General features: G+C 73.2%; 13 protein-coding genes and 1 tRNA gene. 7 read left to right on the top strand and 7 right to left on the bottom strand.

Features of this window, described 5'->3' with window-relative positions:
* Positions 1-22: 22 nt before the first annotated feature.
* Together J3P32_RS11390 and J3P32_RS11385 are read right to left on the bottom strand one after the other, a co-directional pair.
* Complete coding sequence (locus tag J3P32_RS11390) at positions 23-508, bottom strand: LytR C-terminal domain-containing protein (protein ID WP_307807949.1); 486 nt, start codon at positions 506-508, stop codon at positions 23-25.
* 101 nt (positions 509-609) lie between these two features.
* On the bottom strand, positions 610-903 hold the full coding sequence (locus tag J3P32_RS11385; protein ID WP_210439863.1) for a DUF3263 domain-containing protein: 294 nt from the start codon (positions 901-903) through the stop codon (positions 610-612).
* A gap of 190 nt (positions 904-1,093) precedes the next feature.
* On the opposite strand from J3P32_RS11385, the gene J3P32_RS11380 reads away from it, so the two are divergent.
* Positions 1,094-2,536, top strand: coding sequence for an alpha,alpha-trehalose-phosphate synthase (UDP-forming) (locus J3P32_RS11380; RefSeq protein ID WP_210439862.1), 1,443 nt, complete (start codon positions 1,094-1,096; stop codon positions 2,534-2,536).
* A gap of 33 nt (positions 2,537-2,569) precedes the next feature.
* Here the strand turns inward: J3P32_RS11380 and J3P32_RS11375 are convergent, their stop codons facing one another.
* The 4 genes from J3P32_RS11375 to J3P32_RS11360 form a co-directional block, all read right to left on the bottom strand.
* Positions 2,570-4,132, bottom strand: coding sequence for an FMN-binding glutamate synthase family protein (locus tag J3P32_RS11375; RefSeq protein ID WP_210439861.1), 1,563 nt, complete (start codon positions 4,130-4,132; stop codon positions 2,570-2,572).
* Positions 4,133-4,190: 58 nt separating this feature from the next.
* On the bottom strand, positions 4,191-4,976 hold the full coding sequence (locus tag J3P32_RS11370; RefSeq protein ID WP_210439860.1) for an anti-sigma factor: 786 nt from the start codon (positions 4,974-4,976) through the stop codon (positions 4,191-4,193).
* Positions 4,963-5,553 (bottom strand): RNA polymerase sigma factor, encoded by a 591-nt coding sequence (locus tag J3P32_RS11365; RefSeq protein ID WP_210439859.1) that lies wholly within the window; start codon positions 5,551-5,553, stop codon positions 4,963-4,965. Before J3P32_RS11365 ends, J3P32_RS11370 begins: the two co-directional genes overlap by 14 nt.
* Positions 5,554-5,633: 80 nt before the next feature.
* A complete protein-coding gene (locus J3P32_RS11360; protein ID WP_210439858.1) occupies positions 5,634-6,272 on the bottom strand; it encodes a fasciclin domain-containing protein in 639 nt (212 codons plus the stop codon).
* Positions 6,273-6,369: 97 nt separating this feature from the next.
* On the opposite strand from J3P32_RS11360, the gene J3P32_RS17875 reads away from it, so the two are divergent.
* From J3P32_RS17875 to pdxY, 6 genes are all read left to right on the top strand, one after another.
* Positions 6,370-7,500, top strand: a complete 1,131-nt coding sequence (locus J3P32_RS17875) for an alpha/beta fold hydrolase (RefSeq protein WP_246850065.1) — start codon at positions 6,370-6,372, stop codon at positions 7,498-7,500.
* Positions 7,497-8,855 (top strand): MFS transporter, encoded by a 1,359-nt coding sequence (locus tag J3P32_RS17870; protein WP_307807948.1) that lies wholly within the window; start codon positions 7,497-7,499, stop codon positions 8,853-8,855. Before J3P32_RS17875 ends, J3P32_RS17870 begins: the two co-directional genes overlap by 4 nt.
* On the top strand, positions 8,852-10,276 hold the full coding sequence (locus J3P32_RS11350) for a pyridoxal phosphate-dependent decarboxylase family protein (RefSeq protein ID WP_210439857.1): 1,425 nt from the start codon (positions 8,852-8,854) through the stop codon (positions 10,274-10,276). Before J3P32_RS17870 ends, J3P32_RS11350 begins: the two co-directional genes overlap by 4 nt.
* Positions 10,273-10,995: a uracil-DNA glycosylase gene (locus J3P32_RS11345; RefSeq protein ID WP_210439856.1), complete on the top strand. Its 723-nt coding sequence runs from the start codon at positions 10,273-10,275 to the stop codon at positions 10,993-10,995. The genes J3P32_RS11350 and J3P32_RS11345 overlap by 4 nt, the downstream gene beginning before the upstream one ends.
* A gap of 96 nt (positions 10,996-11,091) precedes the next feature.
* Positions 11,092-11,865, top strand: coding sequence for a dioxygenase family protein (locus tag J3P32_RS11340; RefSeq protein ID WP_210439855.1), 774 nt, complete (start codon positions 11,092-11,094; stop codon positions 11,863-11,865).
* A 33-nt stretch (positions 11,866-11,898) separates the two neighbouring features.
* Entirely contained in the window at positions 11,899-12,762 is an 864-nt protein-coding gene (gene pdxY / locus J3P32_RS11335; RefSeq protein ID WP_210439854.1) for a pyridoxal kinase PdxY, read from the top strand.
* A gap of 9 nt (positions 12,763-12,771) precedes the next feature.
* Here the strand turns inward: pdxY and J3P32_RS11330 are convergent.
* Positions 12,772-12,847, bottom strand: a tRNA-Thr gene (locus J3P32_RS11330).
* Positions 12,848-12,879 lie beyond the last annotated feature (32 nt).

Below are 12,879 nucleotides of genomic sequence, written 5' to 3'. Positions count from 1 at the left end.
CCGAACCGCCTCGGGCCCTCGGCTACCGCGGGGCGTCGGCGGTGAGGATGACGGTGAGCCGGTCGCGCTTCATCACCCCGACGGCCGGCGCGGTGCGCTTGATGCCGAGGTCGAGGGCGAGCTGCTTGCCGGCGGCCTCGAGCCGGGGCGGGAAGTAGACCGTGCTCGTCGGGATCAGGCCCGTCCAGTTGTCGTCGCCCACCACGGCCCAGCCGACACCGGTGGCCTTGGCCGCGGTGGCGGCGGCGAGGCCCTGGATGCCCGAGTTGTTGTAGACCTCGACGTAGACCTCGCCCCGCTCGACCTGCGGCTTCGGCTTCGGCTTCGGGGGCGTCGTCGTCGCCGGCGACGGCTCGGCCTCCCCGCTGGGCGTCTGGTCGGCGCTGGCGATCGTCGCGGTGTCGACGCGACGCTCGGTCGGGGCCTGCTCGCGGGTGGCCACGAACGTGATCGACGCCATCGCGACGGCGAGCACCGACAGCATGACGAGCGGGGACGGGAAGGCCACGCCCTGCTCGTCACGGGGACGGCGGCGCGGGCGAGGGTCAGGACTGGGGAAGGAGGTCATGGGGAAGGTGACCAATCGTGAGTGGGCGGGTCTCGCTCGGGTCAGATCTCGAAGCCGAGGCGGCGGGCGGAGCGCTGCCTCTGGCGGGAGGCGCGGAGCCGGCGGAGGCGACGGACGAGCAGGGGGTCGGCCTCGAGCGCCTCGGGGCGGTCGATGAGGGCGTTGAGCACCTGGTAGTAGCGGGTCGAGGACATGTCGAACTTCTCGCGGACCGCCTGTTCCTTGGCGCCGGCGTACTTCCACCAGTGCCGCTCGAACTCGAGGATCTCGCGATCGCGCTGGCTGAGCCCTGCAGCGGGCTCCTGCTCGGCGGCGACGTGCTTCGCGGCGTCCATTGCGTCTCCTTCTCGACCCCAGGTCCACCCGTGACCGGGGGGACCGCCGCCAGTCTAGGCGACGAACGACAACGATGTCATTCGTCTCCGGCGAGTCGTCTGGACACACCGAGCGGGGCCCTCGGGCGGCACGGACGCGACGCACCGCGGGGTGACTCGCGGCTCGGACAGGATCGTTAGGGTGGCGGACGTGACCCGACCACCGCAGGCAGACCTCGTCATCGTGGCCAACCGGCTGCCCGTGGACCGCGTGCACCAGCCGGACGGCTCGGTCTCCTGGCGCCCGTCCCCCGGCGGCCTGGTCACCGCGCTCGAGCCGGTCCTGCGCGCGAACGACGGGGCCTGGATCGGCTGGCCGGGCTCGGCCGACGACGACGAGTTCGAGCCGTTCGTCGAGAACGGGCTCTCCCTGATCCCGGTGGCGTTGACCGCGCAGGAGGTCGAGGAGTTCTACGAGGGCTTCTCCAACGGCACGCTCTGGCCGCTCTACCACGACGTCGTCGCCAAGCCGGAGTTCCACCGGGAGTGGTGGGACGCCTACGTCGCGGTCAACCGGCGCTTCGCCGACCGGGCAGCCGAGGTGGCGGCCGAGGGCGCGACGGTCTGGGTGCAGGACTACCAGCTGCAGCTCGTGCCGCAGATGCTGCGGGCGCAGCGTCCCGACCTCCGCATCGGCTTCTACCTGCACATCCCGTTCCCGCCGGCCGAGCTGTTCTCCCAGCTGCCGTGGCGGCGCCAGATCCTGGAGGGGCTGCTCGGCGCCGACCTGATCGGCTTCCAGCTGCCGGGTGCCGCGGCGAACTTCGTGCGCCTCGTGCGCAGCCGGGTCGGCCACAAGACCCACCGCGACACGATCTACCTCCCCGACGGCCGGCCGGTGAAGGCCACCGCGTTCCCGATCTCCATCGACACGGCAGGCTTCGAGGAGCTCGCGCGGTCCGAGGCGGTGACCGCGCGTGCCGCCGAGATCCGGGAGGCCCTCGGCGACCCCAAGGTGATCTTCCTAGGCGTGGACCGGCTCGACTACACCAAGGGCATCTACTCCCGCCTGCGCGCCTTCGGCGAGCTGGTCCGCGACGGCCACCTCGACGTCGAGGACGTCGTCTTCGTGCAGGTCGCGACGCCCTCGCGCGAGCGCGTGGAGCAGTACCGGATCCTGCGCGACGACATCGAGCGGCTCGTCGGACGCATCAACGGCGACCACGGCCTGATCGGGCGTCCGGCCATCCACTACCTGCACAGCTCCTTCCCGCGCGAGGAGATGGCGGCGTTCTACCGGGCGGCCGACATCATGGTGGTCACGCCGTTCCGCGACGGCATGAACCTCGTCGCCAAGGAGTACGTCGCCTGCCGCTTCGACAACCACGGGGCCCTGGTGCTCTCGGAGTTCGCCGGCGCGGCGCAGGAGCTGCGCCAGGCGTGGCTGGTGAACCCCTACGACATCGACGGCATGAAGGCGACCCTCCTCGAGGCGTACGCCGCCGGCGCGAAGGAGACCGGGCGCCGGATGCGGGCGATGCGCAAGACGGTCGTGCAGAACGACGTCGCGAAGTGGGCGCGCGACTTCCTCACCGAGCTCGAGACGCTGCCCGACCACCACGACAAGACGGTGCGCACGACCCCTGCAGTCTGACGCGTACGCCGCTCAGGCCGGTCCTGGGCGACCTCAGGCCGGGGTGCGCTGCGACGGCTCGGTCTCGTCCTGGGCGGTCATCAAGGCCTCGATCTCCCGCACCAAGTCGGGGCCCAGCCGCGGCCAGGAGGGGTCGTAGCCGTAGATCTCGGCGAGGCCGACCGCCGAGCGGGTGCCGTCGACGATGTCCACGTCGCGCGGGGCGATGAGGCCGGGGTGCACGACGCCGATCGCCTCCGAGACCTTGAGCAGGTCGCGCCGCAGCGAGCGGATGTAGTTCGCCGCGCGCACGCTCTTGAGGCTCACGTCGAGGCCCCGGGTGTAGCGCGGGTTCTGGGTCGCGACACCGACCGGGCAGTGGTCCGTGTGGCACTTCTGCGCCTGGATGCAGCCGATGGACAGCATCGCCTCACGGCCCACGCTGACCATGTCGGCACCCAGCGCGAAGGCGACGACGGCGTTCTCGGGGATCCCCAGCTTCCCGGCCCCGATGAAGACGACGTCGTCGCTGAGCCCGGCGGCCGCGAAGCGCCGGTAGACCTCGCTGAACCCGATCCGGAACGGGTAGGCGACGGAGTCGGCGAAGATCATCGGCGCCGCACCGGTGCCGCCCTCCCCGCCGTCGATGTTGACGAAGTCGACGCCGCGGGTGCCCGATCGCATCGCCTCCACGAGCTCGTCCCACATGGTCGGGTTGCCCACGGCGGACTTGATGCCGACCGGCAGCCCGGTCGCCTGGGCGACCGACTCCACGAAGTCGAGCATCGAGTCGATGTCGTGGAAGACCGTGTGGCGGCTCGGCGAGGCGCAGTCCTTGCCCTCGGGGATGCCCCGGATCTCGGCGATCTCCCGGCTCACCTTCTCCCCCGGCAGCATGCCCCCGAGGCCCGGCTTCGCACCCTGGCTGAGCTTGATCTCGATCGCGCGCACCGGCGCGGACTGCACGACGTCGACCAGCCGGGCCATGTCGAAGCGGCCGTGCTCGTCGCGGCAGCCGAAGTAGGAGGTGCCGATCTGGAAGACGATGTCGCCGCCGTGGCGGTGGTGCGGGGACAGCGCCCCCTCCCCGGTGTTCTGGAAGCACCCGGCCATCGCCGCACCCTTGTTCAGCGCCTCGATCGCCTTGCCGGACAGCGAGCCGAAGCTCATCCCGGAGATGTTGACCACTGAGGTGGGGCGGAAGGCGTGCGCACGCCCCCGCGACGCGCCCATCACCTTGGCGCACGGCAGCACGATCTCCTCCTGCGCGTGCGGCATCGTCGCGGCGCCCGGACCGGTGAAGGTGCGGTGCTTGATGATCGGGTAGCCCTCGACGCGCTCCACGTCGTTGTCGGTGCCGAAGCCGAAGTAGTTGTTCTCCAGCTTGGAGCTGGCGTAGATCCAGCGCCTCTGGTCACGACTGAACGGCCGCTCCTCGTCGTTGCTGGTGACGATGTACTGCCGCAGCTCCGGGCCGACCCTCTCGACCCAGAAGCGGGCGTGCCCGACGACGGGGTAGTTGCGCAGGATCGCGTGCTTGCGCTGCACCAGGTCGTGGGCCGCCGTGGCGGCGGCTGCCGCCGCCGTGCCGCCGAGGATGCCGTACCTCCACCTCATCCCTCGTTCCTAGCCCTCGCGCCGGCCGTTGTCGAGAGCGCCCCGTCCCGAGGGAGGGTCAGGTGAGCTCGCCGCGGGCCAGGCTCACGCCCGAGTGCCTCGGGTCGCCGTCCTCGGGCTCGACGGAGATGTCGACGATGCGGTAGCCGTCGTCGATGAGGCCCCGCGGCACCTGGAACTCGCCCTCGTCGCCCGAGGCCAGGACGCCGAGCGCGACCATGCGCGTGCCGTCGACGTTGATGAGCCACACCTCGCGGAAGCCGTCCTCGTCGCCGAGGGCGCGTGCCTCCACCCGGAGCGTGAGGGTGCCCTCGGAGCGTACGGCGCGCGCCTCGCCACGCAAGTCGTCACTGTCGAGCGCGGTGAGGTCGGCGGCAGCGACCACCGTCGCCGACTCCTCCCGCGGCTCCGGGTCTGCGACGCTCAGGCGGCCCAGCCCGAGGCCCGCGACCAGCGCGACAGCGGCGGCCAGGCCCGCTGCCCATACCGGCACGCGACCGGCACGACGGTCGGGCCGGCGAGCAGCCGGCGGCGGACCCGGCACGGGCTCCTTCGGCAACGGCGTCACGGGCGCCGAGGGGCCGTCCCCGTCGCCGTCGTCCTCGCGGCGGGCCCCGCGGTCGTTGCCGTCGTCGTCGGAGCGCAGGTGCGCCAGCACCCGGCCGCGGACGCCTGGCGGCGGCGCGATCAGGTCGGTCGCGCCGGCGAGGCCGCGTACCTCCGCGAGCGCCGCCACCAGGGCGGCGCACTCCGCGCAGTCAGCGACGTGCCGCCGCACCGTCTCGGGGGCGTCGTCGTGCTCGAGCGCGAGCGCGGCGAGCTCCTCGATGTCAACGTGCGACATGGGCCCGCACCCCCTCGAGCTGGTGGTGGATCTGGACGAGACCGCGCCGAACGTGGCTCTTGACTGTGCCGAGCGGCAGGCCGGTGCACGCGGCGATCTCGGCGTGGCTGCGCTCCTCCCAGAAGGCGAGGAACAGGATGGTCCGGCGCGGGTCGGGCAGGTCCTGGACAGCCTGCCGGACCACGAGCCTGTCGGCGAGGACCGCGTCCGCCGCCTCGCCGGAGGCGACGAGGCGGACCTCGGGCCGCGCCGCGGCCGCCGCGACCCGGTCGGCGTCGCGGGCGCGGGCGGCACGGGCGTCGGCGACCTTGTGCCGCGCGATCCCGAGGAGCCAGGCGGGCAGGGCCGACGGGCTCGGCGTCAGCGTGCGATGGCTCCGCCAGGCAGCCACGAACACCTGCTGGGTCACGTCCTCGGCGTCGTGGGGGTCCTGCAGGGCGCGTAGCGCGAAGGTGTGGACGAGGGCCGACCACCGGTCGTAGACCGCCTCGAGGGCGGACTCGTCACCTGCCACGAGGCGCGCGGCGACGGACTGCACGTCCTCGGGCTCGTCGGCCCCGCTGGCCTCGCTGACCACGACCACACCGTACCGGCGAGCCGATCGGGCGGGGAACGAGACGGCGGTCATCGTCGCCCCACCCGTCGGCTCCCGGCTCCTCAGAGGTCGATCGGGCGCAGCACCCGGTCGATCCCGTGGGCCACCTGCTTGTTGCCCTTGTTCAGGTCGAGCGCCTTCAGCACGACCGACGGGTCACGGTCGTTCTTGTCCCGGTCCTTGAGCGTGATGCTGAGGGACGGCTTCCTGCGGACGTCGACCTTGATCCTGCCGCCCTGCGCAGTGGTGAGCCTCGCCCCGTCCGACTTCAGCACCTTCGGGCTCGTCAGGGCCCTGCCCGGCACGACGTGGTAGAGCAGCACCGTCTCGATGGTGTCGACGCCGGCCAGCTCCACGAGCGCCCGGAAGATCTTCCTCTCGCTCGCGATGGTCCTGCCGGTGAGGTCCTCGGCGAGCAGGCGGAAGGCCTGGTCGGTCGGCGCGAAGACCGTCAGCCGCTGCGAGCCGTCGGCGAGGAGCGCGACCGGGCTGTCGGGCTTGGCGGCCACCACCGCGAGCGCGGCCTCGGTGACGATGTCGAAGTCGGACTTGTTCTTGTCGAAGGTGTTGCCGTCGGAGGTGAGCAGGGCGGCGAGGCTGTCCTCGCCGGTGGCCCGGGCACCGGCCGCGGGTGTGGCGGTCTGCACCGCGCCGAGGGCGAGGGCCGATGCGGCGAGGAGTGCGGGAACGCGTCGCTTCATGGGGAGTCCTTCCGTCTCGGGGCGCCTGGTGGCGTCCTGTCACCTCCTTCTCCGTCCGAGCCGCTCGACCGGATGCGGGTGCCCGTAGATTTCCGCCATGGACCTCATCCCCAGCCCCCAGCAGGTGGTTGCCGCGGCCGGGAACGTGGCGCACACCGTGCTCTACGGCGGTGTGGCCGACCTGCGGCCGATGCCGCGGACGCTGGTCGACGAGGGCGACCGGCGCGAGGTCTACCACTACCGGCCGGCGAGGGGCGTGGCCCCGGCGGGGGACCCCGTGCTCCTGGTGCCTCCGCTCGCCGCGCCGGCGCTGTGCTTCGACCTGCGACGCGGCTGCTCGCTGGTCGAGCACCTGGTCACGCAGGGCCGGCCCACCTACCTCGTCGAGTACGGCGAGGTCGCCCTGCGCGACCGCTCGCTCGGGATGGAGCACTGGGTCGACGAGGTCCTGCCGCAGGCCGTGAGGACGGTGCACGAGCACTCCGGCGACCGCGCGGTCCACCTGGTCGGCTGGAGCCTGGGCGGCATCCTCACCCTCCTCGCCGCCGCCGACCGGCGGGACCTGCCGATCGCCTCCGTCACGGTCGTCGGCTCCCCGGTCGACGTGACCCGGGTGCCGCTCGTCGCCCCCGCCAGGCCGCTGCTCGACCCCACCCGGGGAACGGGCGCCCTCACGCGGGCCTACCGCGCGCTCGGTGGCGTGCCGTCCCCGCTGCTGGGCCGGGTCTTCGCGGCGGCGGCGGTGGAGGCGGTCGCCAGGCCGCTCGTGCTGCTCAGCCACCTCGACGACACGGACCACCTGGCCCAGCTGGAGGCGGTCACCCGCTTCCGGGCGAACATGACGGCGTACCCGGGGCGGACCTACGGCCAGCTCTACCACCGCTTCCTCGCGGGCACCGCGCTCGCGCGCGGCAGCATGCAGGTGGGCGAGCGGACCGTCGACCTCGCCGACGTCGAGGTGCCGACGCTGGTCCTCGCCGGCAACACCGACGGCATCGCCCCGCTGGCCGCCGTACGCGCCGTGGTGCCCCTGCTGGCGGGGTCGCGGGAGGTGCGGTTCGAGATCGTGCCGGGAGGCCACCTCGGCACGCTCACCGGCCGCGGCGCCCGGGAGACGACGTGGCCGGTTCTCGACGAGTGGGTGGCGCAGTGGTCGGGGCCACCGCCGCCGGCGCGCAGGGGGCGATCCTCCGGCACGTCGTCGACGCGGCCGTCGGGTCGCCCGTGAGCACGGCCACCTCGCCGGGCGGGCCGACGTCGCTGACGCGCGGCGTGCGCATCGGCTACGGCACCGGGTCGGTCGCTACCGGTGCGTTCGGCACCGTCCCCGGCCTGATGCTGCTGCCCTTCCTCACCGACGAGCTCGGGATCGCGGCGCTGTGGGCCGGCGTGATCGTTTTCCTGCCCAAGGCGTGGGACGTGCTGCTCAACCCGGTGGCGGGTCGGGTCAGCGACCGCACGCTCGACCCCGCCGGACCGAGGCGGCCTTGGCTCGTCCGGGCCGGCCTGATGCTCGCCGGAGCCTTCGCCCTGATCTTCGCGGCCCCCGACCTGGGCGACCCGGCGCTGGAGGCGGCGTGGGTGCTCGTCTTCTTCGTGCTGGCCGCGTCGGCGTACGCCTTCTTCCAGGTGCCCTACGTCGCGATGCCCGCCGAGATCACCGCGTCCTACGACGAGCGCACCCGGTTGATGACGTGGCGGGTGGCCATCCTGGCGTTCACGATCATGCTCGCCGGGGCCACCGCGCCGCTGATCCGCGACGCGGTCGGCGGCCGCGACGGCTACCGGGTGATGGGCGTGGTGATGGCCGTGCTGATCGTCGCCGGCGTGCTCGGGGCGTGGTGGGGCACGCGGCACGCGCCGATCGGCGCGACGGTCGCCGGCGGAGGCTCCCTGCGCGACCAGCTCCGGATCGTGGCGCAGGCCAGGGACTTCCGGCTGCTGCTCACGACGTTCGTCCTGCAGGCGCTCGCGACCGGCTGCATGCTCGCCGGGGTCGACTACCTGGCGGGCGACGTGCTCGGCCGGCCGGGCGCGGCCACCGTCCTGTTCGTCTGCTTCGTCGGGCCGGCGCTGGTGCTGACGCCCGTCTGGGCGAGGTTCGGCGAGCGGGTCGGCAAGCGGCGCGGGTACGTCGTGGCGTCGCTGGTGCTCGCCGGCGGCGCCCTGCTGACCCTGCTCGCGCTGGGCGGCGACGACGTGTGGACGATGACCGGCACGGCGCTGGTGGGGGTCGGCTACGCCGGGTGCCAAGTCTTCCCGATGGCGATGCTGCCCGACGCCGCCGCCGTGGACTCCGCGCGCACCGGTGAGAACCGGGCGGGCGTCTACACCGGCGTCTGGACCGCCGGTGAGACCCTGGGGCTCGCCCTGGGGCCCGCGGTCTTCGCCGTCGCGCTCGCTCTCGGCGGCTACGTCTCCAGCGACGGCCGCGCGGTCGAGCAGCCCGGGTCGGCGCAGACCGCGATCGTGCTCGGCTTCTCGGTCGTCCCCGCCCTGCTGGTCCTGGCGAGCCTGTGGTGGCTGCGCCGCTACTCACTCGACGCCACCGAGGTGGCCGCCGCCGAAGGAGCCCTGTCGTGACCGACCTCATCGACCGGCTCAGGGCGCTGCAGCGCCGGGACCTGCCGGTGCACGGAGGCCGCACCCTCGCCTACGTCTACGACTCCGGCGACCCGGAGGTGGACCGGGTGGCCCGAGAGGCCGTCGCCGCGTACGCCGCGTCCAACGCGCTCGACCCGACGGCCTTCCCCTCGCTGCTGCAGATGGAGAACGAGCTCGTCGGCTTCGCCTGCGGCCTGGTCGACGCCCCGCCGTCCGCCGTCGGGACCGTCACCTCGGGCGGCACCGAGTCGATCCTGCTCGCCGTGCAGGCCGCCCGGGACAGCCGACCGGAGGTCCTCCGGCCGCGGATGGTGCTGCCCGCCACCGCGCACGCCGCCTTCCACAAGGCGGCCCACTACTTCGGCGTCGAGCCGGTCCTCGTGCCGGTCGGACCCGACTTCCGCGCCGACCCGCGGGCGATGGCCGAGGCGATCGACGACCGCACCGTGCTCGTGGTCGCCAGCGCGCCGTCGTACGCGCACGGGGTGGTCGACCCGGTGACGGAGATCGCGGCGGCGGCGGCCGCGCGCGGCGTGCGCTGCCACGTCGACGCCTGCATCGGCGGCTGGGTGCTGCCCTACGCCGCACGGCTCGGGCGTGAGGTTCCCCCGTGGAGCTTCTCCGTCGAGGGCGTCACCTCGCTCTCGGTGGACACGCACAAGTACGCCTATGCCCCCAAGGGCACCTCCGTGCTGCTGCACCGGGACGCGGCGCTGCGCAAGCCGCAGCTCTTCGCCTCGGCCGCCTGGCCGGGCTACACGATGCTCAACGCGACCACCCAGTCGACGCGTTCGGGGGGTCCGGTCGCCGGCACGTGGGCGGTGGTGCAGCACCTCGGCGACGCGGGCTACCTCGACCTCGCCGGTCGCGCGTTCGCCGCGGTCGACGCCATCGTGGGGTGCCTCGGGCGCGAGCCCGCGCTGCAGCTGGTCGCGCCGCCGGACTCGACGCTCGTGACCTTCAGCACCGACGGCTCGTGCGACCCCTTCACCGTGACCGACGAGCTGGTCTCCCGCGGCTGGTACGTCCAGCCGCAGCTGTCGCACGGCGACGGCGGTCCCAGCGTCCACCTGTCGGTGAGCGCCGGGACCCTGCCCCACGTGGACGACTTCGCGGCGGTCCTGCACGCCTCGGTGGCAGCCGCACAGGCGGCCGGGCCGGTCGCGGTCGACCCCGGTGTGGTGGCCTTCATCGAGGCGCTCGACCCGACGGCACTCGGCGACGACGACTTCGACGGCCTGCTGGCGGCCTCCGGCCTGGTGGGCGCGTCCGCCGACGGCGACCTCGAGCTGCCGACGCGGATGGCCGAGGTCAACGCGATGCTCGACGTCGCGTCGCCGGCGATGCGCGAGGCGCTGCTGGTGGCCTTCCTCGACCGCCTCCAGCGACCGGTCCGATGAGCTCCCGGTCGGGCGCGCTGGCAGGGCTGGTCGAGAAGGGACTCGTCGCCGCGGACTGGGCGGAGGCGCTCGCGCCGGTCGACGACCGGATCGCCGCCATGGGCCGCTTCCTGCGGGAGGAGGTCGCGGCCGGCCGGGGCTACCAGCCCGCGGGTGACCTGGTCCTCCGCGCCTTCAGCCGCCCGCTCGCGGACGTCCGCGTCCTGGTCGTGGGGCAGGACCCCTACCCGAACCCGGCGCACCCCATCGGGCTGAGCTTCGCCGTCGAGCGGCACGTGTGGCCGCTGCCGCCCAGCCTGGTCAACATCTACGTCGAGCTCCGCGACGACCTCGGCATCGTGCCGCCGCGGCACGGCGACCTCTCCGCCTGGGCCGATCAAGGGGTGATGCTGCTCAACAGGTCGCTGACCGTGCGTCCCGGCGACTCCAACAGCCACCGCGGCAAGGGTTGGGAGCCCATCACCGAGCGCGCGATCGTCGCCCTTGCCGAGCGCGGCGGCCCGTGCGCGGCCATTCTCTGGGGTCGCCACGCGCAGTCGCTCAAGCCGCTGCTCGGGCCGGTCCCGTCGGTCGAGTCGGCGCACCCGTCGCCGCTCAGCGCGCGACGCGGGTTCTTCGGCTCGAGGCCCTTCAGCCGGGTGAACCGGCTGCTGGAGGAGCAGGGGGCCGCGCCGGTCGACTGGTCGCTGCCGGCGTACGACGACGTCCCCCCGCGGTAGTCCACCGGGAAACGGTCGCGGAAGACCCCGGTCGCCGACCGTTTGCCGGTGGACTACCCGGGGCGTATAGTTGAAAGTCGGACTATCGAGGTGACCATGACCGACTCCATGCCTGCCCTCTACATCGGCCACGGGGCCCCGCCGCTGCTCGACGACCCCACGTGGTCCGGGCAGCTCGCGGCCTGGGCCCGCGACCTGCCGCGACCGAAGGCCGTGCTGATCGTCTCGGCGCACTGGGAGTCCGCGCCCGTGAGCCTGTCGGCCAGCGGCGCCCCGCTGGTCTACGACTTCGGCGGGTTCGCGCCGAAGTACTACGAGATGACCTACCGGACGCCGGACGCGACGGCGCTCGCCCAGCGGGTCGCCGCCATGATGCCGAGCGGGGAGCCGGTGCACCAGCACGCCTCGCGCGGGTTGGACCACGGGGCCTGGGTGCCGTTGAAGGTGATGTACCCCGAGGCCGACATCCCGGTCCTGCAGATGTCGCTGCCCACCGACGACCCGCACCGCCTGATGAGGCTCGGCGAGCGACTGCGCCCGCTGCGCGACGAGGGGGTGCTGATCGTGGGCTCGGGCTTCCTCACCCACGGCCTGCCGTTCCTCACCGAGTGGCGGATCGACGCCGCCGTCCCCGGCTGGTCGCGCGACTTCGACCTGTGGGCGGCCGACGCCCTCGCGCGCGGCGACGTCGACGCCCTGGCCGACTTCCGCGCCAAGGCGCCGGGCATGCCGTACGCCCACCCGACCGTCGAGCACTACACGCCCCTCTTCGTCACGCTGGGCGCGGCGACCACCGCCGACGAGCCGGGCACCCAGGTCATCGACGGCTACTGGATGGGGTTGTCGAAGCGGTCGCTGCAGGTCGCCTGACCGGCCCGGGGCCCGGGGGCTAAGGTCGAGGTCGTGCGCGTCCTCTCCATCCAGTCCCACGTCGCCTACGGACACGTCGGCAACTCCGCCGCGGTCTTCCCCCTCCAGCGGCTCGGCCACGAGGTCTGGCCGGTGCTGACGGTGAACTTCTCCAACCACACCGGGTACGGCGCGTGGCGCGGGCCGCTGATCGCCGCCGAGGACGTGGCAGCGGTGATCACCGGCATCGGGGAGCGCGGCGCCTTCGCGTCCTGCGACGCGATCCTCTCCGGCTACCAGGGCTCGCCGGAGATCGCCGACGTCATCGTCGACGCGGTGGCACAGGTCAAGGCGGCCAACCCCGCGGCGACGTACACCTGCGACCCCGTCATGGGCAACGCCACGTCCGGCTGCTTCGTCAACCCGGCGATCCCACCGAAGTACCGCTCCACGGTGATCCCCGTCGCCGACGTGCTCACGCCGAACCAGTTCGAGCTCGGCTTCATCACCGGCCGCGACGGCCTCAGCGGCCCCTCGTCGCTCGACGACGTGCTGTCGGCGGTCGAGGAGGTCCGCGACCTGGGCCCGTCGACGGTGCTGGTCACCTCGATGGACCGCGACGGCGCGCCCGCCGACGCGATCGAGATGCTCGCCGTGACCGCCGACGGCGCCTGGCTCGTCACGACCCCGCGGCTGCCGATGAAGGCCAACGGCTCCGGCGACATCACCGCCGCGCTGTTCACCGCCCATCTCGCCACCACCGGCTCACCCGCCGACGCGCTCGCCCGGACCGCCTCATCGGTGTTCGCCGTGCTGAAGGAGACCCTCGACTCCGGCGAGCGCGAGCTGCGACTGGTGGCCGCCCAGGACGCCATCGCCTCGCCGGCGTGCGAGTTCGAGGTCCAGCAGGTCCGCTGAGCGGCGGCGTGGAGCCGGTGACAGGATTCGAACCCGCGACATCTTCTTTACAAGAGAAGCGCTCTACCAACTGAGCTACACCGGCCTGCGCCTTCGGGCGCGGCGGCCATCCTAGGT

The sequence above is a fragment of the Nocardioides xinjiangensis genome (genome assembly GCF_017916385.1).
GTDB lineage: Bacteria > Actinomycetota > Actinomycetes > Propionibacteriales > Nocardioidaceae > Nocardioides > Nocardioides xinjiangensis.
The sequence above is the reverse complement of the archived record's forward strand: the minus strand, read 5'-3'. Positions and strand labels throughout refer to the sequence as shown.

Bases quoted from the DNA above. Each gene is read 5' to 3' on its own strand.
- J3P32_RS11345 (WP_210439856.1), top strand. From the start codon at position 10,273: ATGAGCTCCCGGTCGGGCGCGCTGGCAGGGCTGGTCGAGAAGGGACTC.
- J3P32_RS11370 (WP_210439860.1), bottom strand. From the start codon at position 4,976: ATGTCGCACGTTGACATCGAGGAGCTCGCCGCGCTCGCGCTCGAGCAC.
- J3P32_RS11340 (WP_210439855.1), top strand. From the start codon at position 11,092: ATGACCGACTCCATGCCTGCCCTCTACATCGGCCACGGGGCCCCGCCG.
- J3P32_RS11375 (WP_210439861.1), bottom strand. From the start codon at position 4,132: ATGAGGTGGAGGTACGGCATCCTCGGCGGCACGGCGGCGGCAGCCGCC.
- J3P32_RS11360 (WP_210439858.1), bottom strand. From the start codon at position 6,272: ATGAAGCGACGCGTTCCCGCACTCCTCGCCGCATCGGCCCTCGCCCTC.
- J3P32_RS11385 (WP_210439863.1), bottom strand. From the start codon at position 903: ATGGACGCCGCGAAGCACGTCGCCGCCGAGCAGGAGCCCGCTGCAGGG.
- J3P32_RS17875 (WP_246850065.1), top strand. From the start codon at position 6,370: ATGGACCTCATCCCCAGCCCCCAGCAGGTGGTTGCCGCGGCCGGGAAC.